General features: G+C 51.5%; 23 protein-coding genes. 14 read left to right on the top strand and 9 right to left on the bottom strand.

Annotated features, from left to right (window positions below; genetic code table 11):
- Positions 1–112: 112 nt before the first annotated feature.
- Positions 113–1,141 carry a glycosyltransferase gene (locus DKK66_RS10240; protein ID WP_242673473.1) on the bottom strand — a complete coding sequence of 343 codons (1,029 nt, stop codon included), beginning with the start codon at positions 1,139–1,141 and terminating at the stop codon, positions 113–115.
- Between the two features lie 272 nt (positions 1,142–1,413).
- Between DKK66_RS10240 and rfbB the strand changes: the two genes are divergently transcribed.
- The 14 genes from rfbB (at position 1,414) to DKK66_RS10170 (ending at position 14,582) form a co-directional block, all read left to right on the top strand.
- Complete coding sequence (gene rfbB, locus DKK66_RS10235; protein WP_131357753.1) at positions 1,414–2,478, top strand: dTDP-glucose 4,6-dehydratase; 1,065 nt, start codon at positions 1,414–1,416, stop codon at positions 2,476–2,478.
- Positions 2,475–3,368: a dTDP-4-dehydrorhamnose reductase gene (gene rfbD, locus DKK66_RS10230; RefSeq protein ID WP_131357750.1), complete on the top strand. Its 894-nt coding sequence runs from the start codon at positions 2,475–2,477 to the stop codon at positions 3,366–3,368. The genes rfbB and rfbD overlap by 4 nt, the downstream gene beginning before the upstream one ends.
- A 16-nt stretch (positions 3,369–3,384) precedes the next feature.
- Positions 3,385–4,254 carry a glucose-1-phosphate thymidylyltransferase RfbA gene (gene rfbA, locus DKK66_RS10225; protein ID WP_131357747.1) on the top strand — a complete coding sequence of 290 codons (870 nt, stop codon included), beginning with the start codon at positions 3,385–3,387 and terminating at the stop codon, positions 4,252–4,254.
- Between the two features lie 15 nt (positions 4,255–4,269).
- Complete coding sequence (gene rfbC / locus DKK66_RS10220; RefSeq protein ID WP_131357744.1) at positions 4,270–4,818, top strand: dTDP-4-dehydrorhamnose 3,5-epimerase; 549 nt, start codon at positions 4,270–4,272, stop codon at positions 4,816–4,818.
- Between the two features lie 12 nt (positions 4,819–4,830).
- Positions 4,831–5,604: a glucose-1-phosphate cytidylyltransferase gene (gene rfbF / locus DKK66_RS10215; RefSeq protein WP_131357742.1), complete on the top strand. Its 774-nt coding sequence runs from the start codon at positions 4,831–4,833 to the stop codon at positions 5,602–5,604.
- Positions 5,586–6,689, top strand: a complete 1,104-nt coding sequence (rfbG, locus tag DKK66_RS10210) for a CDP-glucose 4,6-dehydratase (protein WP_242673472.1) — start codon at positions 5,586–5,588, stop codon at positions 6,687–6,689. Before rfbF ends, rfbG begins: the two co-directional genes overlap by 19 nt.
- Positions 6,689–8,014 carry a lipopolysaccharide biosynthesis protein RfbH gene (rfbH, locus tag DKK66_RS10205; RefSeq protein WP_131357739.1) on the top strand — a complete coding sequence of 442 codons (1,326 nt, stop codon included), beginning with the start codon at positions 6,689–6,691 and terminating at the stop codon, positions 8,012–8,014. Before rfbG ends, rfbH begins: the two co-directional genes overlap by 1 nt.
- Positions 8,015–8,021: 7 nt before the next feature.
- The gene (locus tag DKK66_RS10200) at positions 8,022–8,558 is read left to right on the top strand and encodes a dTDP-4-dehydrorhamnose 3,5-epimerase family protein (protein WP_131357736.1); all 537 of its coding nucleotides are present in this window, start codon (positions 8,022–8,024) and stop codon (positions 8,556–8,558) included.
- A gap of 2 nt (positions 8,559–8,560) precedes the next feature.
- On the top strand, positions 8,561–9,436 hold the full coding sequence (locus DKK66_RS10195; RefSeq protein WP_131357734.1) for an NAD(P)-dependent oxidoreductase: 876 nt from the start codon (positions 8,561–8,563) through the stop codon (positions 9,434–9,436).
- 17 nt (positions 9,437–9,453) lie between these two features.
- Positions 9,454–10,845 (top strand): O-unit flippase-like protein, encoded by a 1,392-nt coding sequence (gene wzx / locus DKK66_RS10190; protein WP_131357731.1) that lies wholly within the window; start codon positions 9,454–9,456, stop codon positions 10,843–10,845.
- 5 nt (positions 10,846–10,850) lie between these two features.
- Positions 10,851–11,861, top strand: coding sequence for a glycosyltransferase (locus tag DKK66_RS10185; RefSeq protein WP_131357728.1), 1,011 nt, complete (start codon positions 10,851–10,853; stop codon positions 11,859–11,861).
- Positions 11,862–11,925: 64 nt separating this feature from the next.
- Positions 11,926–12,846, top strand: a complete 921-nt coding sequence (locus DKK66_RS10180; protein WP_131357725.1) for a glycosyltransferase family 2 protein — start codon at positions 11,926–11,928, stop codon at positions 12,844–12,846.
- A complete protein-coding gene (locus tag DKK66_RS10175) occupies positions 12,839–13,774 on the top strand; it encodes a glycosyltransferase family 2 protein (protein WP_131357721.1) in 936 nt (311 codons plus the stop codon). The genes DKK66_RS10180 and DKK66_RS10175 overlap by 8 nt, the downstream gene beginning before the upstream one ends.
- Before the next feature lies 1 nt (position 13,775).
- Positions 13,776–14,582 carry a glycosyltransferase gene (locus tag DKK66_RS10170; RefSeq protein ID WP_131357719.1) on the top strand — a complete coding sequence of 269 codons (807 nt, stop codon included), beginning with the start codon at positions 13,776–13,778 and terminating at the stop codon, positions 14,580–14,582.
- A 24-nt stretch (positions 14,583–14,606) separates the two neighbouring features.
- On the opposite strand, the gene DKK66_RS10165 is transcribed toward DKK66_RS10170, so the two are convergent.
- The 8 genes from DKK66_RS10165 to DKK66_RS10130 all read right to left on the bottom strand — a co-directional run bounded on the left by DKK66_RS10165 (position 14,607) and on the right by DKK66_RS10130 (position 23,557).
- On the bottom strand, positions 14,607–15,548 hold the full coding sequence (locus DKK66_RS10165) for a lysylphosphatidylglycerol synthase transmembrane domain-containing protein (protein ID WP_131357715.1): 942 nt from the start codon (positions 15,546–15,548) through the stop codon (positions 14,607–14,609).
- A gap of 7 nt (positions 15,549–15,555) precedes the next feature.
- A complete protein-coding gene (locus DKK66_RS10160; RefSeq protein WP_045846665.1) occupies positions 15,556–15,957 on the bottom strand; it encodes a GtrA family protein in 402 nt (133 codons plus the stop codon).
- Positions 15,954–17,243, bottom strand: coding sequence for an NAD(P)/FAD-dependent oxidoreductase (locus DKK66_RS10155; protein WP_131357712.1), 1,290 nt, complete (start codon positions 17,241–17,243; stop codon positions 15,954–15,956). Before DKK66_RS10155 ends, DKK66_RS10160 begins: the two co-directional genes overlap by 4 nt.
- Before the next feature lie 2 nt (positions 17,244–17,245).
- A complete protein-coding gene (locus DKK66_RS10150; protein ID WP_131357709.1) occupies positions 17,246–18,181 on the bottom strand; it encodes an NAD(P)-dependent oxidoreductase in 936 nt (311 codons plus the stop codon).
- A 74-nt stretch (positions 18,182–18,255) separates the two neighbouring features.
- Complete coding sequence (locus DKK66_RS10145) at positions 18,256–19,950, bottom strand: hypothetical protein (protein WP_131357706.1); 1,695 nt, start codon at positions 19,948–19,950, stop codon at positions 18,256–18,258.
- 126 nt (positions 19,951–20,076) lie between these two features.
- Positions 20,077–20,820 carry an SDR family NAD(P)-dependent oxidoreductase gene (locus DKK66_RS10140; protein WP_207389766.1) on the bottom strand — a complete coding sequence of 248 codons (744 nt, stop codon included), beginning with the start codon at positions 20,818–20,820 and terminating at the stop codon, positions 20,077–20,079.
- An 8-nt stretch (positions 20,821–20,828) separates the two neighbouring features.
- Positions 20,829–22,124, bottom strand: coding sequence for an FAD-binding oxidoreductase (locus DKK66_RS10135; protein ID WP_131357700.1), 1,296 nt, complete (start codon positions 22,122–22,124; stop codon positions 20,829–20,831).
- A complete protein-coding gene (locus tag DKK66_RS10130; RefSeq protein ID WP_131357697.1) occupies positions 22,121–23,557 on the bottom strand; it encodes a UbiA family prenyltransferase in 1,437 nt (478 codons plus the stop codon). The genes DKK66_RS10135 and DKK66_RS10130 overlap by 4 nt, the downstream gene beginning before the upstream one ends.
- Positions 23,558–23,565 lie beyond the last annotated feature (8 nt).

Raw genomic sequence — 23,565 nt, 5'->3', positions numbered from 1 at the left:
CGGGGCGGGAATTAGCACTCGCCCCTGACGAGTGCTAATAATAGGGACGGCTCAAGGAGGTTTCAAGTGGGGGAGCTGCAAAAACTTTGCTGCCCACCGGGACAGGCAGGGCTCAGGAATCGTCGCGACGCAACACCAGCCAGCTGGGTACTTTAAAGCGCACGATCATGCGATACAGACGCAAATAGCCAAGCACAAACAGCAGGCAGAACAGCATCAGCACCCAGGTATGGTTCCAGAACAACATGGCCGGAACCACCGAAAACGAGGTCAGCAACCACAGGTAAGGTGAAGTCATGCTGTTACGCTGGGTCAGGTGACGTGCATCCTTGGAGCCCACCATCCACAGTACCATGCGCTTGTAGATCATCTGGTGCAGATGCAGTGCATCCGGATAGCCCACCGCCCTGCCCTGCAGGAATTTGCGCCGGTAGATGGAAAAGATTGTTTCAAAAACAGGGTAGATCACACACAGCAAGGGAAACCACGGTGAAACTGCAGGGTTGCGCGCCACCAGCAAAACCGACATTTCAGCAATCATGAAGCCAATCAGATAGGCCCCACCATCACCAGCAAACATCAGCCCGCGCGGGAAGTTCCAGAACAGGAAACCCAACACTGCACCAACCATGGCAAAGCACACACTCATCAATACGATGTCATGCACCTTGAAGCAGACATAAATGATGGACAGGAATATGAACACCGCCACCATGCCGGACAAACCGTTATAGCCATCAATGATGTTGACGGCATGAGCCACCCCGCCCACCGCCACCATGGTGAGCAGCAAGGACAGCCACCAGTAGGAAGCCAGCAGCTGATCTACCCCGGGAATGGACAGCCGGGCCAGCCCGGCGCCTAGCAGGAAATAACCCAGTGCAGCAGCCACAAAGGTAGCAAGCAAGCGAGGCAAGGGGCCGATTTTCTTGGTGAGGTCTTCAATAAACCCAGCTGCAAATGCCGGGAAAGCCGACAGCAACAGCAACAGCACCCACACCGATGTATTGAGATAGCCAGACAGCGCACAGCCTGCAATCAGGCCCAGCATGATGGGCAGGCCGCCAATGCGAGGCACAGGCGTGGCATGGAATTTCTGCACGCCGGTGACGTCACCATCGGTCGAAAAGCGTGCATGCAAGTGTGCATACCGAATCAGCAACAGCCCGGTCGTAAAAGAAGCAATCAGTGCAAGCAAGAGAATCTGCAACATGGGGCATCAAGGCCTGAATGGGCGTGGAAACGGAATAATCGGGCCTGCCCGCCGCAGTCGCAAGACTGTACAACGAGAAGCCGGGCAATTTTGTCTTATAATGTCGGCCTTGCAGGCGAGCACAATGTACTTGCCCACGGTGGGCTACTTTACCATGGCCCCGCGCCAAGCAAAAACCACTTACTTATTGGAATTGTTAAATGATATTGGTGACAGGCGGTGCCGGCTTCATTGGAGCCAACTTTGTTCTGGACTGGCTGAATGGCAATGACGAAGGTGTGATCAACCTGGACAAGCTGACCTACGCTGGCAATCTGCAAACCCTCGCCAGCCTGGAAAACGACCCGCGCCACATATTTGTTCAGGGCGATATCGGCGATCGCGAGCTGGTCAGCCGACTGCTGCAACAACATCAGGTGCGCGCTGTCATCAACTTCGCGGCGGAAAGCCATGTTGATCGTTCCATCCACGGCCCGGGTGAATTCATCCAGACCAATGTGGTAGGCACCTTCAACCTGCTGGAAGCCGTGCGGGCCTACTGGAGTGCACTGGAAGGCGAAGCCAAGACAGCTTTCCGCTTCCTGCACGTGTCCACCGACGAGGTGTACGGCACGCTGTCTGCCACTGACGCGCCGTTCAGCGAGACCAATCGTTACGAACCCAACAGTCCCTACTCGGCCAGCAAGGCGGCGTCGGACCACCTGGTGCGTGCCTGGCACCACACTTACGGCCTGCCGGTCCTCACCACCAACTGCAGCAACAACTACGGCCCCTATCATTTCCCGGAAAAGCTGATTCCGCTGGTCATCCTGAATGCGCTGGCCGGCAAGCCCTTGCCCATTTACGGTGATGGCCAGCAAATCCGCGACTGGTTGTATGTGAAAGACCATTGCAGCGCCATCCGCACCGTGCTGGCGCAAGGTCGCCTGGGTGAAACATATAATGTTGGCGGCTGGAACGAAAAAGCCAATCTGGATGTCGTGCACACCATCTGCACCATTCTGGATACGCTGCGCCCCAAGGCCGATGGCACAGGCTATGCCGAGCAGATCACCTATGTGCAGGACCGCCCCGGCCATGACCGCCGCTATGCGATTGACGCACGAAAGCTGGAACGTGAGCTGGGCTGGAAACCGGCAGAAACCTTTGAGAGCGGCATCCGCAAGACCGTAGAGTGGTATCTGGACAATCAGGACTGGGTCTGCAACGTCACCAGCGGCAATTATCGCCAATGGCTGGAACAACACTACGGGAACAAGGCATGAGCCGCATCCTGATTACCGGCATCAATGGCCAGCTGGGCTTTGAGCTACGCCGCGCACTGGCCATGCTGGGCGAGTGCATCTGCCTGGATCGCCAGCAACTGGACCTGTCCCGCCCGGCGGACATTGCCTCGGTGCTGGAGCAATACCAACCAGACATCATCGTCAACCCGGCAGCCTACACCGCCGTGGACAAGGCCGAGACTGACGCCGAACTGGCCCATACCGTGAACGCAGTCGCACCGGCCGCGATGGCTGACTGGGCCGCAGCAAAAAATGCCCTGCTGCTGCACTACTCCACCGACTATGTGTTTGATGGTGACAAGACCACGCCTTATGAAGAGAGCGATGCCACCAACCCGCAGTCGGTATATGGCTTGAGCAAATGCCAGGGTGAACAGGCCATCCGCGCCAGTGGTGCAGACCACATCATCCTGCGCACCAGCTGGGTGGTGGGCGCACATGGCGGCAACTTCCTCAAAACCATCATGCGCCTGGCGCGTGAACGCGGCAGCCTGAATGTGGTGGCCGACCAGATTGGTGCGCCCACACCCGCTGCGCTGATTGCCGATGTGACCGCCCACATCATCAAGCAGTGGCAAACCAGCAAGGACAAGCAGTTGCTAGGCACTTATCACCTGACCAGCAGCGGCAGCACCAGCTGGCATGGCTACAGCCAATACCTGCTGACACTGGCGGAACGTTACGGTGTCGCACTGCAACTGAAGCCGGAAAGCCTGCACGCCATTCCCGGTAGCGCCTATCCGACCCCGGCGAAACGCCCCGGCAACTCCAGGCTAAATTGCAGTAAAATCCAGGACGCGTTCGGCCTGAGCATGCCAACATGGCAGAGCGGCGTGGAACAGGTGTTCCAGCAGATCTTCAATTCCTGATGCAGGACGCAAGCAGATGAAACGTAAAGGCATCATCCTGGCGGGAGGCAGCGGCACCCGCCTGTACCCCGCCACACTGGCAGTCAGCAAACAATTGCTGCCCATCTACGACAAGCCGATGATCTACTACCCGCTCAGCACCCTGATGCTGGCCGGGATTCGCGACATCCTGATCATCTCCACCCCGCAGGACACCCCGCGCTTCGAGCAGTTGCTGGGCGATGGCAGCCAGTGGGGCATCAGCCTGCAATACGCGGTACAACCCAGTCCGGATGGCCTGGCACAGGCCTTCATCATTGGCGAAGACTTCCTGGCAGGCGCGCCTTCGGCACTGGTACTGGGTGACAACATCTTCCATGGCCATGATTTCCCCAAACTGCTGAAGGCGGCCAACGCCAAGCAAAAAGGCGCCAGCGTGTTTGCCTATCATGTGCAGGACCCGGAGCGCTATGGCGTGGTGGAATTCGATGCCCAGGGCAAGGCCTTGTCCATCGAGGAAAAACCGGCTGTACCCAAATCCAACTATGCTGTCACCGGCCTTTACTTCTACGACAATCAGGTTGTCGACATCGCCAAGTCCATCCGCCCCTCACCGCGCGGCGAACTGGAAATCACCGATGTCAACAACCACTACCTGCAGCAAGGGCAGCTGGATGTGCAGACCATGGGCCGTGGCTATGCCTGGCTGGATACCGGCACCCACGAATCCATGCTGGAAGCCAGCCAGTTCATTGCCACCGTGGAAAACCGCCAGGGCCTGAAAGTGGCCTGTCTGGAAGAAATTGCCTACGTGCAGCAGTGGATTGATGCCGCCAGACTGGAACAGCTGGCACAACCGCTGAAGAAAAATGCCTACGGACAATACCTGCTGCAGCTGCTGAAGTAAGAAAGCAAGCCATTCATGAAAATCATCGATACCGCCATTGCGGACGTCAAAATCATTGAACCTGCCGTATTCGGTGACGAGCGTGGTTTTTTCTTCGAAAGTTTCAACCAGAAGCGCTTTGAAGAAGCCATCGGTCGCAAGGTTGAATTTGTCCAGGATAACCACAGCCGCTCCAGCAAGGGTGTGCTGCGCGGGCTTCACTACCAGATGCCGCCGTTTGCCCAAGGCAAGCTGGTGCGCTGTACGCTGGGCGAAGTGTATGACATTGCAGTGGATATCCGCCGCAGCTCGCCCACATTCGGTCAATGGGTAGGTGTGGTACTGTCCGCTGAAAACAAACGCCAGTTGTGGATTCCGGAAGGCTTTGCCCACGGTTTTGTCACTACTTCTGATTACGCGGAATTCCTGTACAAAACCACCAACTACTACGCCCCAGAGCATGAGCGCAGCATCATCTGGAACGATGCCGAGTTAGACATCGACTGGATGCTGGACAGCACACCTTCCCTGTCGGGCAAAGACATGCAAGCCTGCGCCTTCAACACCGCGCAGCTTTTTGATTGAACGGAACACATCATGAAAGCAGTCATTCTGGCAGGCGGGCTGGGTACCCGGATCAGCGAAGAGACATCGGTCCGCCCCAAACCCATGGTTGAAATCGGTGGCAAACCCATCCTGTGGCACATCATGAAAATCTACTCCCACCATGGGATCAACGATTTCGTGATCTGCTGCGGTTACAAGGGCTATGTCATCAAGGAATACTTTGCCAACTACTTCCTGCACATGTCCGATGTCACTTTCGACATGTCCAGCAACAGCATGGAAGTCCACCAGCGCTACGCCGAACCATGGCGTGTCACCTTGGTGGATACCGGTGAAGAAACCATGACTGGTGGCCGCCTGAAACGCGTCCGCAAGTACCTGCAAGATGAAGAAGCATTCTGCTTTACCTATGGCGATGGTGTCGGCGATGTCGATATTGGCGCGCTCGTGAAATTCCACCAGCAGCAAGGTACGCTGGCCACCCTCACGGCCACCTACCCACCCGGCCGCTTCGGCGCACTGGACATTCAGGCTGACAAAGTCACCACCTTCAAGGAAAAGCCCAAAGGCGATGGTGGCATGATCAACGGGGGCTTTTTTGTCCTGTCGCCCAAGGTGATCGATTTCATTGATAACGACGCCACCATCTGGGAACGCGAACCGCTGGAACAACTGGCCAGCAAACAGCAATTGTCTGCCTTCCGTCATGAAGGATTCTGGCAACCGATGGATACCCTGCGCGACAAGAACCATCTGGAAGAGCTGTGGCAAAGTGGTCAGGCGCCATGGAAGGTATGGGAATGAAGCGTGAGTTCTGGCAAGGCAAGCGGGTTTTCCTGACCGGTCACACCGGCTTCAAGGGAAGCTGGCTGTCGCTGTGGTTGCAACAGTTGGGCGCGGAGCTTACCGGCTATGCGCTGGCACCGGCCACCACACCGAACCTGTTTGAAACCGCGGGGGTTGCCGCAGGCATGACCTCGATCATCGGCGACATCCGCGACCCGGCCAAGCTCATGCAGGCCATGCAGGCCGCGCAGCCCGATATCGTCATCCACATGGCAGCGCAGCCGCTGGTGCGCTACTCCTATGCAAATCCGGTCGAAACCTACTCCACCAACGTCATGGGGGTGGTGTATCTGCTGGAAGCCATTCGGCAAACCCCGAGCGTACGTGCCGTAGTCAATGTCACCAGCGACAAGTGTTACGAAAACCGCGAATGGCTGTGGGGCTATCGCGAAAACGAGGCAATGGGAGGTTACGACCCTTACAGCAACAGCAAAGGCTGTGCCGAACTGGTTACCAGTGCCTATCGTAATTCCTACTTCAACCCGGCCGACTATCAACGCCATGGCGTGGCTCTGGCTAGTGCCCGTGCCGGCAATGTCATCGGTGGCGGAGACTGGGCGGAAGACCGGCTGATTCCCGATATCATGCGCTCCATCGAACAGGCCAAGCCAGTGCAGATACGCAGCCCGCATGCCATCCGCCCATGGCAGCACGTGCTGGAGCCCCTGTCAGGCTATTTGCTCCTGGCAGAGCAGCTGTTCAGCTCCGGCAGCGAATTTGCCGAAGGCTGGAATTTTGGCCCACGCCCGCAAGATGCCCAGCCGGTGGCCTGGATTGTGGATACCCTCACCCGGATCTGGGGCCAGGGTGCCAGTTACCAGATCGACCCTGCCGGTGCAGACCTGCACGAAGCCCATTATCTGCGTCTGGATTGCAGCAAGGCACAAACCCGACTTGACTGGCAACCACGCTGGACGCTGCATACCGCACTCGAACACATCTGCAGCTGGCATCAGGCACACCTGACCGGGGCCGATATGCAAGACATCACCATTCAACAAATCAAGGCCTTTGAGGCCCAGCCCGCCAAGGGACAGCATTAATGAGCACACAAGACAAAGCCCAACAACTTCGCCAGCAGATTGCCCAGCTGGTTGATGAATACGCAGCCATTGCCATGGCCCCCCGCCCGTTTGAAGCAGGCAAGACCGTCATTCCCCCATCCGGCAAAGTGATTGATGGCGCTGAACTGAAAAACATGGTGGAGGCCTCACTGGATGGCTGGCTGACCACTGGCCGTTTCAACGACATGTTCGAAAAACGCCTGGCTGCATTTCTGGGAGTGCGCCACCTGCTGACCACCAACTCCGGTTCGTCGGCCAACCTGCTTGCCTTCTCGGCATTGACCTCCCCCAAGCTGGGCGAGCGTGCCATCCGTAAAGGTGACGAAGTCATCGGTGTTGCTGCCGGCTTTCCCACCACAGTCAATCCCATTTTGCAATTCGGCGCAGTCCCGGTGTTTGTCGATGTCGACATCCCGACCTACAACATCAAGCCCGAGCTGATTGAAGCCGCCATCACCAGCAAAACCAAGGCCATCATGCTGGCCCACACGCTGGGTAATCCGTACAACCTCAAGGTGATCCGCGAGCTGTGCGACAAATACGGCCTGTGGCTGATCGAAGACTGCTGCGATGCACTGGGCAGTACCTATGACGGCAAACTGGTCGGCACCTTTGGCGATATCGGCACCCTCAGTTTCTACCCGGCACACCACATCACCATGGGTGAAGGCGGTGCGGTATTCACCAACAATACCGAACTGAAGAAAATCATCGAATCCTTCCGCGACTGGGGCCGCGACTGCTATTGCGCACCGGGCTGCGACAATACCTGCGGCAAGCGCTTTGGCTGGCAACTGGGCAGCCTGCCGGCAGGCTATGACCACAAGTACACCTACAGTCACCTGGGCTACAACCTGAAAATCACCGACATGCAGGCCGCCTGTGCACTGGCCCAGCTGGACAAGGTGGAAAGCTTCATCCAGGCACGCAAGGACAACTTCCGTTACCTGAGCAATGCCCTGCAAAGCTGCAGCGAATTCCTTATCCTGCCAGAGGCTACTGAAAACAGCGATCCGTCCTGGTTTGGCTTCCCGATTACCATCCGGCCGGAAAGCGGCATCAGCCGTGTCGATGTCCTGCAATACCTCGACCAGCACCGTGTAGGCACCCGTCTGCTGTTTGCCGGCAACCTGACCCGCCAACCGTATATGGACGGCCAGCAATATCGCGTAAGCGGAGAGCTGACCAATACTGACCTGGTGATGAACAACACTTTCTGGATCGGCGTGCACCCGGCACTGACCCAAGACATGCTGGACTACAGTGTTGAGAAACTTGAAACCATCATTGGCGTGAATTTCTGAGAGTCACATGAAAATCATTGAAGAACTACTTCCAGGCTGCCTGTTAATGGAACCGCAGATATTTACGGACCATCGTGGAGAATTCGTGAAAACATTTCACGATGACACCATGCATAGCCTGGGAGTGGACTTCAATCTGCATGAAGAGTTTTACTCCGTATCACACAAGAACGTATTGCGTGGCATGCATTTTCAATCCGAACCACATGCCCACGCCAAGATCGTTTATTGCCTGACAGGCGCGGTAATGGACGTTTTGCTTGACTTGCGCAGTGGCCAATATTTCGGCAAGACAAGAAGCGCCACACTATCTGGCAGCAACAAAAGAATCCTGTATATACCACCGGGTATCGCTCATGGATTTCTTTCTTTGCAAGATCACTCTCTGATGATGTACAAAACTGACGTACATCATGTGCCTGCCGCTGATTGTGGCATTCGCTGGGACAGCTTTGGTTTTGACTGGGGAATTTCGCAACCCCTCCTTTCAGAAAGGGATATGGCACACCCAACTCTCTCCCAATTTGCAAGCGCAGGTTTTTAAGCATGAGACATATTATTCTGACAGGTGCGACCGGCTATATTGGCAGAAAACTACTGGCTCGACTGGTGGAACATGGCTATCCGGTTTCTGTAGTCGTAAGAGAAACCAGCCCGCGCCTTGAGAGCTTGCCTGCCGCCATAGAGAAAATATTTTACGATGGCACCGTCGACAGCCTTGTAAAAGGAATGCAAGGCAAATCATCTGCTCTCGTCATTCATATCGCCTCACTGTTTTTAACTCAACACAGGCCAGAAGACATTAGCCAGCTGATTGATTCCAACATCAAGTTTCCTTGCCATCTATTGGAAGCAATGCATGCTTCCAATATGAAAGAATTCATCAACACAGGCACATCCTGGCAACATTTTGAAAATTGTGATTACAATCCTGTCAATCTGTATGCCGCCAGCAAACAGGCTTTTTCTGACTTACTGAAATTCTATCAAGAAGCTTATGATTTTAAGGCAATCACGCTAGAGTTATTTGATACATTCGGGCCGGATGACGAGAGAAAAAAACTGTTTCGCCTTTTACAGGAAGCCGCTCACACGGGCAAAGAATTGAGAATGTCCCCTGGAGAGCAGTTACTTGATATCGTCTATATTGAAGATGTGCTCAATGCCTATGAAATTGCAATCAATGAATCAGGTCGTCTAACAGGAGCCTTCGCTGTCGCTAGTGGCAAACTGCACAGCCTGCAAGAAATTGTGGCCATCTACAGCAAAGTCAGTGAGAAAAAACTAAATATTGAGTTTTCTGCACTTCCCTACCGGTTACGAGAGGTAATGAAACCTTGGCAAGACTATACAATATTGCCAGAATGGAAATGCAATACCACATTAGAAGAAGGAATTGCAAATATCATCAAGAATAAATAATTACAAAAGCCACCAACATGAAAAAAGACATTTATTGGGGTTATGCATCTCAAATACTTCAGTATGGATCAGCACTTTTTGTACTCCCCATCCTGTTAAGAAAACTGAATAGTAATGAGCTTGGAATATGGTATGTATTCATGACCATATCAAATTTAGTCAATATGCTCGACATGGGCTTTACCCCAGCACTAACCAGAAGCATAAGTTACGTAATGGCAGGTGCACAAACTCTACAAGAACAGGGCCATCCGGAATATATTCAAGATTCGAAAATTGAATTTAGGCTACTCAGTGGAATAATTAGCACTTCAAACAAAATTTTTTCTCTCATAGCATCAATAGCATTACCTCTGCTCATTTTAATCGGCACACCTTACATCCAGCACATCACTGATACCATTGACTCAGGCAACGATACTACAACATCTTGGCTACTATTTAGTGCAGCAATAGCAATCAACCTGTACAATAAAAGATATATACCTATTTTACACGGAAGAGGCTTATTTTCAAGATTTTATAAATGCACTGCAATTTCAAATATAACTTTTATTCTTGCCGCATCCACACTGTTAACTTTTAATTTCAAATTAATTGGAATTTCCATCGGCTTCCTCAGCAGCGCAATAATAGGAAACCTATTACTTTCAAAATCAACTTACGACAAAGAATTCAAAAACAAGATACAAAACTTGAATGTAACAAAAAAAGAGTCAAACAACATTTTTAAATCAATATGGCCAAACTCATGGCGCCTTGGCCTTGTTGTCATCGGCAGTTTCTTGATATTACGGGCCAATACTTTGTTGTCATCGAACTATCTCGGTTTAAAAACCACCGCATCATTTGGCCTGACGAATCAGGTTTTCACTGTATTACAAAGTATTGCTTTGGTATATTTTGGCATCCAACAGCAATATATCTCACGACTTAGGGTAAGTAGTCAAAGAGAAGCTTTATTAAGTACTATCGAAGATAGCATCTCCAGAACACTCATCATCTTTATTGCCGGCACAGTATTATTCATCTCAACAGGCAATCTAATTTTATATATTATTGATAGTGGCACACACTTCCTTCCATTACCAGCACTCATACTAATGGGAGTTATGTACATTTTGGAACTAAATCACTCGCTCGCTGCAGGGATCATACTGACAGGAAATAAAGTTCCATATGTAAAACCAGCACTTATTTCTGGCATTTTGATTTTTACCATTTCGCTTGCCGGGCTTAATTTTGGCGGTGGAATTTACTGGCTCATTACTACACAACTACTAATTCAGTTACTTTACAACAACTGGAAATGGCCACATATCATTGCCAAAGAATTTCATACCGACTACCCCACCATCCTTATAAATGGGCTGAAAAGATTTAGCCAAATAGCTTATAAGATCAAGTGATTGCCATGAAAAAAATCAGCATAATCATACCCACATTCAATAGAGCCGATTTTTTAGATCAAGCTATTAAATCCATCCTAAGTCAAACCTCGGACGATTTCGAAATCATTATCTCCGACAATGCATCAACTGATCACACCTCAAATGTAATAGAAAAATACAAAACAGACCATCGTATCCATTACCATAAGAATGAAACCAATATCGGCATGGTAGCCAACTGGAGAAAGGCCATTTTTGAGCATTCCCGGTGCGAATGGTTTATTATCATGTCGGATGATGACTACTTCATTGATAACAATTACATTTCCGATGCACTTCAGATACTTGAAGAGCACCAATTATCTCTACTATATGCCAATGGTTATATTCTCAATACAAGAAATGGGAAGATGACCACCTTAAAAAATTCAGCCAATGGTGTGTTAAATGGTATCGATGTCTTCACTTCCCGGGGGACAATTACCCCGCAAGACTTTACATTGTGCAATGTGATTTTCAAAAGAAGCATCGCCGAAAAATACAACGCTTTTTCAGAAAGAGCCAACTACTCATGCGACACTGAATTATTCTTGAATTCTTGTCTGGAAGGAAATGTATACTTTCACAACAGAATAGTTAGCACTTATAGAATACATGGAATGAATTTAATTGGACAGGTAGAACATAACACCGAGTTGACAGTGGGAAACCTGAATGCCTTTCTATCCCCATATGAAAACTCGAAAGGCATTTTATCTGATGCTCAGCAAAAAAAGTACGTACAGAATACTGGCCTGATATCAATGATCAGACAAGCCTGCATAGTAACTTTCACATCGAAAGATACTACCTCAATAGAAAATATAAATAGAATTAAAAACAAACACCCTGCCTTGTTTGAAAAGGCCACTCAAAGTTTACTATACAAGACAGAGCTATATCTAAAAAAGAATAATCCGCTGATTTATAGCAAATACTCCATACTCTCTTCCTTATGGAAAAGAATAAAAATTAAACTAAAGTATACATTTTAAACAATTTCATGCACAAGAAAATCACCCCATCACCTCAACCTAATTAACACTAATCCACTTTACCATGAATGTAGATGACAAAGAAATTACTGTATCAGCCATTATTGTTGCTTACAATCCAGATATTGAAAAATTAAAGAAATTAATCATCAGCGCCCATCATCAGTTCAGCCACATCATTCTCATTAATAATGGCACATTCTCTATTGAAACACTGCAGTCCATCACCACCTCATTCAACATCAAATATATTGAATTAGGCGAAAATTATGGTATTGCTTACGCACAGAATTTGGGAATCAATCAAGCAAAAAATTTAAACTCCACTTTCGTAATGTTATTAGATCAGGATAGTTTACTAACTGCCAACATGGTCACTGCACTACTGAGTGCACACACCAAAATTGAACAAGAAAATATAAATATTGCTTCTATCGCACCATGCCACCGCGATCAAAAAACTGGCCATATTGGTGACGTAATAAGATACAGTCCACTTTACAGTATAAAAACAACACCCCAGCAAAATAGCAGCATCCCGATAAAATCCGACTTCAACATTGCATCAGGCTCATTAATAAAACTGGATAATTTTTTTAAGATTGGTCCAATGATGGAGTGCCTATTCATAGACTGGGTTGATATTGAATGGGGCTTGAGAGCAAAACATAAAGGCTTTCTTTCATTTGCGATCCCTAATATTATTTTAGATCATAACATTGGTGATGAGACAAAACTAATCATGGGAAAGCCAATTAATCTTCATAATGACACCAGGAACTACTATATCCTTCGAAATGCAACATTCTTGCTGAAACACAAAAAAATGGGGTATGCTTGGAGAATACATACAGCACTCCGAATTCCAAAATACTATTTGTTTTACTCATTAACATCCAGAAATAAAATTAAATCCCTAAGACTGCTTGCAAGTGCAATATGGGATGGAATATCAAGCAATATGGGTAAAATAAAAAATGAATAGCACAAATGAAGGTACACACAAAAAAAACTTTGATGCAACAAGGATCAAGGTTTGTTGCATCATAGTAAGCTTCAATCCACAAATCGAAAATATACTGCATTTAACATTAGGTATTACAGAACAAGATTCTTTCGTTCTCATTGTGGACAACGACTCAAGAAATCATCAAGAACTTGAATCTCGACTCCCAAAAAGCGCGAACATAAAATTTATTCAGCTCCCGAACAATACTGGGATTGCACATGCTCAAAACGTAGGTATTGAATACGCATTATTCAACAAATACACTCACATTGTATTCTTTGACCAGGACAGCACCATTGACTCGGATTTCATCCGACAGCAAGTGACAGCCTTTGAACACATCCGATCAGTGCAGCTCCAACTGGCTGCACTGGGTCCCGCCTTTGTCGACAAGAAACACGGTTTTCATTACAAGATTGTCAATATTGACCGTCATGGCCGTCGCACCAAGATTGATACCCAGCATATGCAGCAGCCTTTCGCTGCATCGCTGATCATCTCCTCTGGAAGTCTTGTTGCGGCTGATGCCTTGCGCGCCATTGGCCCTATGGATGAGCGCTTTTTCATTGATTATGTCGATACCGAATGGTGTCTGCGTGCACATGCCAAAGGCTACGTCATCTTTGTGAATCCGCAGGTTCAGATGTTGCACGCGATTGGCGATAACTCCCTGAAACTGCTGAAGTGGCGTGTACCGGTGCATAGTGCCTTCCGCCGCTATTACCGTATCCGCAATGCCTTTTTCCTGCTGAAGATGCCGCATGTTCCGACATTGCTGGCATTACGGGAAATTGCCTTCAATTTGGTACATCAGTTGGTATTGATTCTGTTTGGGCACAACAAAATGGGTTATGTGCGTTCGTTGTGGCGTGGGCTGAAGGATGGACTGAATGGAAAGTACTGAAATGCCCAAGCTCTTTGCATCCATCGTGCTGTACAAGCATCAACATCAGGATGTGCAACCCACCATGGATGCGCTACTTGGCTGCAACAGCCTGCACGGTCTGGTGCTGGTGGATAATGGTGGCTGTGAATGGGCAGGGCAACTGACACTGCCCAGGGTGCATTACATCCGCTCGGATCGTAATGGTGGTTATGGTCATGGTCACAATCAGGCCATACAGGCATTTGCCGGACAAGCGGATTACTTTCTGGTTTGCAATCCGGACATCCAGTTTCACAGCGCTGATCTGGACCGTTATCTGACAGGGCTGAGCGAACATACCGCGGGCTTGTTCATGCCGCGCATCGTTTACCCGGATGGCACGCAGCAGGAGCTGTGCAAGCTGCTCCCCAGCCCGGCTAATCTGTTTGCGCGACGTTTCCTGCCCGCGCTGGCAGAGAAGCTGGACCAGCGCTACATGCTGCGTCATGCAGACTTTGACAAGCCCTTTTTTGCCCCGTCGCTATCCGGCTGCTTCATGTTGTTCCGCGCGGCAGCACTGCTGGAGTTGAACGGCTTTGATGACAATTTCTTCATGTATATGGAGGATGTCGATCTGTCCCGTCGCTGCGCCGTGCGGTTTGGCAATCTGTATCTGCCACAGATAACGGTGACCCATCATTTCGCCAAGGCATCATATACCGACAGGAAGTTGCTGAAAGCCCACATCCGCTCTGCCGTGCAGTATTTCAATAAGTGGGGCTGGCTGTTCGACCCGACACGCAGCCGCCTGAACAAGGCATGCCTGGCGCAGTTGCCGCGGCGCTGAATGGTCTGCTGACGACTTGGGGCCCTAATGCGTGGTATGGTCTGGCAGTTTCCATTCAGCCAGCACGATGGCGACCATCCCCAGCAAGACGGCAAACCACATGGTGGCAAAACGGATGCCAACGGCGGCCAGGACAGCTGTCGGCATTGAAGCACCTTGCCACAGCAGGCTGGCCACGATGACCGATTCGGTGGAGCCAATGCCACCAGGCAACATGGAGGCAGCGCCTGCCAGCATGGCCAGTGGATAACTGGAGAATAGCGGCCACCAGGCCATGCCGGGGGATAAAGACTGCACCAGCCAGACAAAGGCAGTGGCAGTGAGTGACCAGGCCGCCAGACCGGCTACGGCGGCAACGAGCATGTCTTGCCAGCCCAACCAGCGTAATCCACCGCGCACGCCACGCTGCAGCAAGCGCATAAGCCGGTACAGCCTGCGGCATCGATACAGGCGCAACCTTGCATGCAAGCGTCCCAGCCAGCGCGGCTGCCGCATCAGGATGGCCAGCACCAGCAACACTGCACCAACAAACAGGGCCAGTAGCGGAAATATTGGTGCTGCCAGCATGCCTGGCATGGCCAGCAGCAACACCACCAGCAAATCCCAGCCGCGTTCGTAGATGAAGGCCGACAGCACCTGCTCGTGCGCAATGCCTAGTCGCTGCAGGTAGCGGATGCGGATCAGCTCCCCTACTTTGCCGGGCGTTGCGGTATAAGCGAAGCCGGACAGGTAAATGCAAAAACCCAGGCCAAATGGCTGCCCATGCCCGGTACGCCGCAGCAGGTAATACCAGCGCAGATAGCGCAGGAAAAAAGACAGGAAGGCCATGCCCATCAGCGCCGGCATGATGCTCGCCAGCGCAGGCAATCGGGCAAACATGTCATGCCGGGCATCCGAAATCAGCAAGGCTGCCAGATAACAGGCAGTCAGTGCGGCAAATGCCAGTAGAGGTCGATTCAGCTTCATGCCTGTGTCAGCGGAAGGACCAGCGTTTGTGTCCCAGATAACTGGTGAACACCGGGGCTGCCACCCCGATGGCGTGGGCGATCTCCCGGCTGAAGTGCGTCACGCCGAGCATGGGCAACAGGTAGAGTGCCAGGCCCATGCTGATCAGCCAGGTCTGTATCACTGCAACCAGGTTGACCAGGGTGAAATACAGCGCAGAACGGTGCATGGACTGGCTGCTTTGCTTGAAGACAAACATTCTGGCCAGCACAAAAGCGGTCACCATCCCGGTGAGATAAGCCAGGATCACGGCAGTGGAAAAGTCACACCACTGGTTGTACACAATGCGCGAGCCAAAGTTGACCGCAGCCGCCAATCCCCCGGTCAGCAGGAACACCAGAAACTGGCGCGACATGAAATGACGGATCATCCCACCGCCTTTTGCGCCAGTGCCCGGCCGTAGCCGATGCTCTCGGAAATACCACGGTCTTCCGGGTAGTAATACGAGGTATCCGCCACCCACAGGCCATGAACCGGCAATGCTGCCGGCGGCAAATGCTCCAGATAACCCGGATCGCAGATCGGCTGTGCATGACGATAACGGCTGGCCCGCATGGCGATGAAATCGTCGTCCTGCAGCGCCGGATTAATCTTCTTGAGATAGCGCTTCACTTTGCCCAGGAACACTTCATCCGGCTCGGCATACTTGGCATGCTCGCCCGGCATGTAAAACGGGACATAAACAATATGCTGGTCTAACGGGCGCAAATTGCTGTATTCCACCAGACCGGGAATATCCATTTCATCATCATTGGTGTTGAGCCAGAAATTTTCCGTTACCGGCTTTTTCAGCTTGGCAATGACACAGACGACGGCAATGTTCTTGATCTGCTGGAACTTCTGCAGCACATCTGAGGGCAAGTCCGGCATGATTCTGGGGACAAACGGCAACGGGACCGTGCTGATGACCTTGTCAAAGGCTTCGATCCCGGAGGCGGTTTCCACGCCTCGCACTTTGCCTTCGGCCATCACCACCCGCTTGACCGGCGTGCTCAGACGAATTTCCCCGCCATGTGCGGTGATATCGTCGCGCATGCCTTGCAGCAAGGTTGCCGAGCCACCTTCCAGATAGCCCAGTTTTTCGCGGAACAGGCTGTAGCGCGAGCGACCGATACGGCGGATACGGCTCCAGATCCAGGCCGCAGACAGGTTGGAGCTGTAGTCGTAAAACTTGTAATCAAACAGGCGACGCCACAGCACTTCATAAGCCTCTTCGCCTACCCAGCGGCGGATCCATCCAGTCGCCTCGACATGATCCAGCGGCTTCCAGTCGTCACGCTTGGTAGAGAGAAAGGCATGCAGACCGTAACGGAATTTGGCCACCAGACCCAGCCCCTTGAACCGCAGCAGCGCCAGGGGATTGCCCCACGGTTGCAAACGGTTCTGGTACCAGTAGCCCATTTTGGTTTCCACCCATTTCATCTTGCTGCCCAGGTTCAACTCTTCCAGCATCTGCAGGAAGGCATGGTCGGAGATGCAATGAAAATGGTAATAGCGTTCGATATCCAGGCCATCAAAATCAAAAGTGGCGGTCATGCCCCCCACCCGGTCATCTGCTTCGAACAGGACCGGCTCATGTCCGTCCCGTGCCAGCTGATAGGCCACGGCCAGCCCCATGGGCCCGGCACCCAGTACTGCAATGCGTTGTTTGTTCATGCTCAGAAATCCAGTACTACCCGGCTGTATTGCGGGTCGTTGAAAGTTGCGTCTACAGCCTTGCTGAAAGGCGTTGGTGTCACCTGGAAAATGGCTGGCCAGTCAATGACCTCGAATTCGTCGTGCGCCACCAGTGCCTTGAGTTGATCTGCCGTAAAGGGCGGATTGCGGTCAAACAGGGCCCAGATTTTGAGCAGGACATAAAACAGGCCATAAGGAATGTGCAGCAACATGGTCTTGGCTGCGACAGCCTGGCGGATGGCGCGAATGATATCCACGTAGTCGATCTTTTCCCGGCCACTGATATTGAAAACCTGACCGTGGATCCCCGACTTCAGGCAGCTGACGATAATGCTGGCAAAATCGCCAACATACAGCGGCTGACGCATATAGCGGCCATCACCGGGAATGGGGAACACCGGCACCTTCTGCATGAAGCGCGACAACCAGCCCAGATGCTTGCGGTCAAACCAGCCAAACATCAGGGTCGGGCGCAGCACCACGCAATTGATGCCACTGGCCAGCACCATTTCTTCCTGCTCTTTCTTGGTGTTGGTGTAATCATCATTCGCCACCGACTCCACTACCGATGAACTGATATGTACGGTGTAAGGAATGTTGTAGCGCTTGATGGCTGCCAGTACATACTTGGTGGAGGTGATGTTGTTGCGGACAAAGGGCTCCAGCGTGGGGGCACCGATTTGTGCCTGCAACATCACCAGCGCGGCTGCACCTTCAAAATGGCGTTCCCAGTCACCAGGTTCTGCCAGATCGGCATATTCAACAGTAATGTCCGGATGCAGGCTGCGCAGGATCTCCAGATTGGTCTTGTGCTTGTCCAGCACCACCAGATTGGTATAACCCGCTCTTTTCAGGTGAACCACCAGATTCTGACCGACCAGACCAGCGCCACCGGGAAGAATAATTTTATTGCTCATCAGCACTTCCATTTTACCTGCTTCCTTGACCTGATAATCAGGAAGCAATAGATAAGTATGTTCTGGATGAAGTGTCACTTCATGACAAAGCGGCACTGCGGCGTAGTACCTATGCCGTACATCGATTGCGTCAAGAAGGATTTTTTGATGTAACCACCAAAACCAGAACTCCTGGCCGGACTACCAAATTTACTAGCGACATCGTCTCGTGGCATCCCGACAACGGCATAGCCAGCGATCAGTCCTTGATCATTGACTATGGTCATACGCTCTGGCGATTTTTTATCAATCGGTGAATAAACCCAGCCATCAATACGGATGTAATCTGGAGCCGCTGCAAGTAAATAAACATGATCAACTGAGCCAGAACACATCGAAAAGCTGCCACTAGGCATTTTATACCCAATTTTGGAGGACAGATCAAAAAAAGGCGGCTTAGAAAATATGGAAACACCATTTTGAGCAGCACGATTAGCCAACATCATTGCACGATCGGCATCAGGATACACGCTATGCACGTAATCGACATCATTCACTTTCAGAGATAATGCAAGTGCCGCCTGTTCTCGAATGTATAACATAGGGTTTACCGGCTTCAATGTTTTCAACTGAACACCCAGCATACAAAGATTCAAAAGTACGAACCCAGCAACAAACATTCTCTTTGACAACATTTTTTCAAACACAAAACTACTTGCAACAGAAAGGAAAAATGCAGTCCACGCCATGATAGCAGGGGTCGTGTATCTGGACTCTAACGCTTGATTAATACCAAAAATGAGACGTCCACCAGCGGTACCAATTGCAGTCGCACTGATATAGGCAATAAAAAGCAACAGTGCCAAAATGAATTCAGAACGTGATTCAGCCTTTAACTGCCGAATAAACATTAACAACGAAAAAATAATAAGCACAGCACCCATTATTAATGCAGCAACATTTCCACCCACACCTTTACCAAGCAGGTAATGAAATGGGCTACCAAGATACATCAGCACATACAACAAAAATTGAAGCGGCTGAGTACGTAATGAAACTAACAGATGGCCATGGCCTTCAGGTGCATGGTAATGAAAAAAATAAATAGCAGGAAATGCTACCGCCGCAACAAGCAACAGCACACACTTACGTCTATTCATCTTCAGCAACAATGCATAAAAATACATTAGCGGAAAAGCAAGTACTCCATTAGCCATAGAACCCATAGCCAATATAGCAAAAAAACATGCGGCAAAAAAATCAAGCGACCGGTCAAATTTGGCATTTTTTGCCATAAAGTAAAATGCAGTCAATGGCAAAAGCTGTGCAAGAACAAACTGAGACTGAAATGCCAAATAAAAATTATCCGACTGCGTCCACAAAAAAAGCCATGATAACATAGTGAAAACAAACATCTTATAAACGTCACCCGCAAGCACCTCACTCAAGCGTACTCTTCTCGAGTATAAAAAAAATACATACCCACTCAAACCGAAAAAAATATAATTAGCAACAACCGAGAAAACATTTCTGCCACCAAAAAAATAATGATCTGCAATGAATATTATCTTAGCCAGTACAATTCTATGCTCATTATGTTGCGCCCATAAACTTCCATAATCTCCGCTTTTAAATTTTAACAAAAAATCTACCGTACCATCCCACATATCCCAATATGGTATTTCAGAAAAATTACGCACTCCACCAACAACCGCAAGCACAACCATGCTCAGAAAAATAATGCCCGAGAAGCAAACAACAGTTCGTTTCACACTTAAATTATCATTCATCACAACGTCCACTTTATATTCACATGGAATGATAAAAATCAAACCATTCCCTTAATTAAAAGACCATCTTAGCTAGATCGGAAGCAATTACGGAATTACCAAAAAATAAATCAAAATAAAATATTTTTAAATATTCATTTTATTGAAAATAAAGTTTGGCAAATGTCTGATGATCTGCATAATCAACTGCCACTTGGCCGGTGCATAAATCACGGACTTGCCACGTGCCACACCGGATACGATATTGCCGGCCACCTGCTCCACGCTCGCCAGTTTTGCTCCGCTGCTCTTGAGGTGAGCGGTCATCGGGGTATCGGTGGGGCCTGGCTTGACCAGCACCACTTGAATCCGGCTGCCGGCAAAGCGATGCTGCAGGCCTTGTGCATAACGCGTCACCAGGCCTTTGGCGGCACCATACACATAATTGGACTTGCGGCCACGATCTCCGGCCACCGAGCCAATCAATACCAGCTTGCCCTGCCCTGCCTGTTCCAGATGCGTGGCAAAGGCTTCGGCAAACAGCACCGGTGAAATGGCATTCACCTCCAGCGCGGTACGATTGTCCTGCAGGTCTTGCTGGCAAAGCGCCTGCTCTGGCAGGGAGCCATGGGCGATCAGCACAATGTCCGGACTAATGGTGGTGCAGGCCTGCTCTACCGTACTGGCAATGGCCTCCGGCTGCAGAAAGTCGCTGCAGATGGTCTGGATCCGGCACTGCGGAGCACGTACGCGCAAATCTGCGGCAACCCGGTCGGTACGTTGTACATCGCGTCCGATCAGCACCATTTCGTCCACACCTTGTTGCAGCCACAGGCGGGCACAATACTCGGCCATGGCAGAGGTGGCACCCACAATCACAATTTTACGCATGCTAGACATCAGTATCCGATCAGACGGCGTGACAGGGCGGAACTGAGGCCCGGATCACGATAGTTGAGGAATTCGGCAAGCCGGGGATAGCCGGCCTCGAACAAATCGCGCGGCATGCGCGCATCCTTGGCCATGTACAGCCTGCCACCGGCTTCGCGCACGATAGCATCCAGCCTCTCGAACAAGGCCAGGGTCGGTGCGCCCTTGTTGGGGAAATCCAGTGCCAGCGTCACGCCCGGCTGTGGAAAGCTCATCATGCCCAAGGCTTGGCGGTTACCGAAAGTTTTCAGCACAGCCAGGAAGGAACCTGCACCGGAGCGGGTAATTTCTTTCAACATGGCAGCGACGGCATCCTGGCCTACGTGCCGTGGCACCACACTCTGGTATTGGTAAAAGCCGCGCGGGCCATAGATGCGGTTCCACTCCAGCAGATTGTCCAGCGGATAAAAATAGCTGGCATAGTGCTGGATACGGCGCCCGGTTTTACGTGCATGTGCATGGAAATAAGCCGCATTGAAGGGGCGCAAGGACAGCGGATTGATGAGTGAAACCGGCGGCACCAGGGGAACCGTCAATGCCTTGGCCGCGGGTTCCGGTTGCCGGTTGTCTGCCGTGGCAGGATTGCCGCGCATGAAGATGCCACGACTGTGACTGCCAGACATGCAGTCGATCCAGGATACGGTATGTTCCCATTGTGCCTCTGAGGCATCGGCCAGCTCAAAAAAGTCATCCAGCGAATGGTAAGGACGGGTTTCCGTCTCCATCCACGGCCCGGCTACCGGCCGCAATTGCAGGCAAGCCTGGGTAATGACACCGGTCAGCCCCAGCCCGCCCACGGTGGCGGCAAACCAGTCTGCATTCTCTGTCGGGCCGCACTCGATGACGCTGCCGTCAGTGCGCAGCAGGCGCAGCTGGCGGACATGGTCGCCAAAGGAGCCGTGTACATGATGATTCTTGCCGTGTACATCGTTGGCGATGGCACCACCTACGGTCACCAGCTGGGTGCCGGGAGTGACCGGCAGGATCCAGCCCCGGGGAATGAAAGTGCGCTGGATGTCCCGCAGCAGGATGCCGGCTTCGCACACCAGCAGGCCAGTCTCAAGGTCGAATGAAACGTAGTGATCCAGCGCGGTGGTTTTCCACAGTGCACCCTGTGGATTCAGGCAGCTGTCGCCATAGCTGCGGCCCATGCCGTGTGGCAATGCACGTTGCCCATCGGCTAGCGGGGGCAATCTGCGGGTACTGGCAAGCATGCTTACTGCATGTGGCTCACCACTGAGCCGGCCCCATGAATACACCTTCATGCCTTGCCTCCTACCGAACCGGCCAGCAGCAACAGGGCAAACAGCAGTCCGGCCATCAGGCTTGCCTTGTCCTTGACGGCAAACACCAGCGGGTCGTCATGCATTTCGCCGCGTGCCGCGCGCAGCCACATCCAGCTGATCCAGAACAGCATCACCGGCACCGTTCCCCAGATCCACTCCGGGTGACGGTACAACAACAGCACTTCCTTGCTGTTCAAGTACATGGCCAGCACCAGTACGGCGGAAAATCCTGAAGCAACCCCCAGCATTTGCACCAAGGGCGCATCTGTTGAGTAATAACCACGGCCATGGGCCTTGTGCTTGTTGTGCAGGATCTGCATTTGCAGTTCGGCAAAGCGTTTGACAAAGGACAGCGACAGGAAGAGGAAACCGGAAAAAGCCAGCAACCAGAATGACATGCTGATGGATACTGCTGCCGCCCCGGATAGTATGCGCAAGGTATACAGGATGGCAAGCGTGAGGCAATCCACCAGCGCAAGTTGCTTGAGCTTGAGCGAGTACAGGCAGGTCAGCAGAAAATAGCCCACCAGCCAGGGCAGGAAACTGCCACCCACCTGGCAGGCAATGCCAAAGCTGGCCAGCAGCAACATGGGGGCGGCAATGCAGCCTTGCCAGACCGGAACCGAACCCGAAGCAAACGGACGCTGGCATTTGCGCGGATGGGTGCGGTCGCTTTCCAGGTCCAGCAAGTCATTGGCGATATACACCGACGACGCACACAAGCTGAAGGCGAGGAAACCCAGCAGCAAGGACAGCCATGCATCCATGTCGGCAATGCGATGGGCGGCAATCAAGGGAATGAACAGCAGGATGTTCTTCAGCCACTGGTGCATGCGCAATACGCGCCGCCAAACGGCAATGCCCTTGCAAGGACCGGCGAATACCTTTTCGACATCTACGCAACTTTCAGCATCTTGCTGCACGGTAGCGGAGGCATTCACCACGACACCCTTGCGTGCGCGCTCCCAGACTGCAATATCGGCAGTGGAGTTGCCCGCGTAATCGAAACCCTTTTCACCAAAGCGCTGCACCAGCGCATCAGCCTTGTTGGCTCCCGCCAGATTGACCGCCCCTTCGCTGGCCATCACCTCGTCAAAGACCTGCAGGTGCTCGGCAATGCGTTGGGCAATTTTCTGGTCGGATGCAGTACACAGGATCAGCCTGCGCCCCTGGGCATGTTGCGCGCGCAGCCAGTCCAAAAAAGGCTGGTTATAAGGCAGGCTTGCCGGATTGAAATCACCTGCTGCTGCCACTTTTTCCTTGAGGACTGCCTTGCCTTGCAGTAGCCAGCCCGGCAGACAAAACGCGGCAAGCGGCTTGGTCTTCAACATGCTCAAGGTGGACTCATGCAGCATGTCGGAGTAAATCAGCGTTCCGTCCAGATCGACACACAAGGGGGGATGATTATTCATTGTCAATT

The sequence above is a fragment of the Aquitalea sp. USM4 genome, from assembly GCF_004328945.1.
Lineage (GTDB): Bacteria > Pseudomonadota > Gammaproteobacteria > Burkholderiales > Chromobacteriaceae > Aquitalea > Aquitalea pelogenes.
The sequence above is the reverse complement of the archived record's forward strand: the minus strand, read 5'-3'. Positions and strand labels throughout refer to the sequence as shown.

Coding starts and splice junctions, on each gene's coding strand:
- rfbB (WP_131357753.1), top strand. CDS start 1,414: ATGATATTGGTGACAGGCGGTGCCGGCTTCATTGGAGCCAACTTTGTT.
- rfbD (WP_131357750.1), top strand. CDS start 2,475: ATGAGCCGCATCCTGATTACCGGCATCAATGGCCAGCTGGGCTTTGAG.
- rfbA (WP_131357747.1), top strand. CDS start 3,385: ATGAAACGTAAAGGCATCATCCTGGCGGGAGGCAGCGGCACCCGCCTG.
- rfbC (WP_131357744.1), top strand. CDS start 4,270: ATGAAAATCATCGATACCGCCATTGCGGACGTCAAAATCATTGAACCT.
- rfbF (WP_131357742.1), top strand. CDS start 4,831: ATGAAAGCAGTCATTCTGGCAGGCGGGCTGGGTACCCGGATCAGCGAA.
- rfbG (WP_242673472.1), top strand. CDS start 5,586: ATGGAAGGTATGGGAATGAAGCGTGAGTTCTGGCAAGGCAAGCGGGTT.
- rfbH (WP_131357739.1), top strand. CDS start 6,689: ATGAGCACACAAGACAAAGCCCAACAACTTCGCCAGCAGATTGCCCAG.
- DKK66_RS10200 (WP_131357736.1), top strand. CDS start 8,022: ATGAAAATCATTGAAGAACTACTTCCAGGCTGCCTGTTAATGGAACCG.
- DKK66_RS10195 (WP_131357734.1), top strand. CDS start 8,561: ATGAGACATATTATTCTGACAGGTGCGACCGGCTATATTGGCAGAAAA.
- wzx (WP_131357731.1), top strand. CDS start 9,454: ATGAAAAAAGACATTTATTGGGGTTATGCATCTCAAATACTTCAGTAT.
- DKK66_RS10185 (WP_131357728.1), top strand. CDS start 10,851: ATGAAAAAAATCAGCATAATCATACCCACATTCAATAGAGCCGATTTT.
- DKK66_RS10180 (WP_131357725.1), top strand. CDS start 11,926: ATGAATGTAGATGACAAAGAAATTACTGTATCAGCCATTATTGTTGCT.
- DKK66_RS10175 (WP_131357721.1), top strand. CDS start 12,839: ATGAATAGCACAAATGAAGGTACACACAAAAAAAACTTTGATGCAACA.
- DKK66_RS10170 (WP_131357719.1), top strand. CDS start 13,776: ATGCCCAAGCTCTTTGCATCCATCGTGCTGTACAAGCATCAACATCAG.
- DKK66_RS10165 (WP_131357715.1), bottom strand. CDS start 15,548: ATGAAGCTGAATCGACCTCTACTGGCATTTGCCGCACTGACTGCCTGT.
- DKK66_RS10160 (WP_045846665.1), bottom strand. CDS start 15,957: ATGATCCGTCATTTCATGTCGCGCCAGTTTCTGGTGTTCCTGCTGACC.
- DKK66_RS10155 (WP_131357712.1), bottom strand. CDS start 17,243: ATGAACAAACAACGCATTGCAGTACTGGGTGCCGGGCCCATGGGGCTG.
- DKK66_RS10150 (WP_131357709.1), bottom strand. CDS start 18,181: ATGAGCAATAAAATTATTCTTCCCGGTGGCGCTGGTCTGGTCGGTCAG.
- DKK66_RS10145 (WP_131357706.1), bottom strand. CDS start 19,950: ATGAATGATAATTTAAGTGTGAAACGAACTGTTGTTTGCTTCTCGGGC.
- DKK66_RS10140 (WP_207389766.1), bottom strand. CDS start 20,820: ATGCGTAAAATTGTGATTGTGGGTGCCACCTCTGCCATGGCCGAGTAT.
- DKK66_RS10135 (WP_131357700.1), bottom strand. CDS start 22,124: ATGAAGGTGTATTCATGGGGCCGGCTCAGTGGTGAGCCACATGCAGTA.
- DKK66_RS10130 (WP_131357697.1), bottom strand. CDS start 23,557: ATGAATAATCATCCCCCCTTGTGTGTCGATCTGGACGGAACGCTGATT.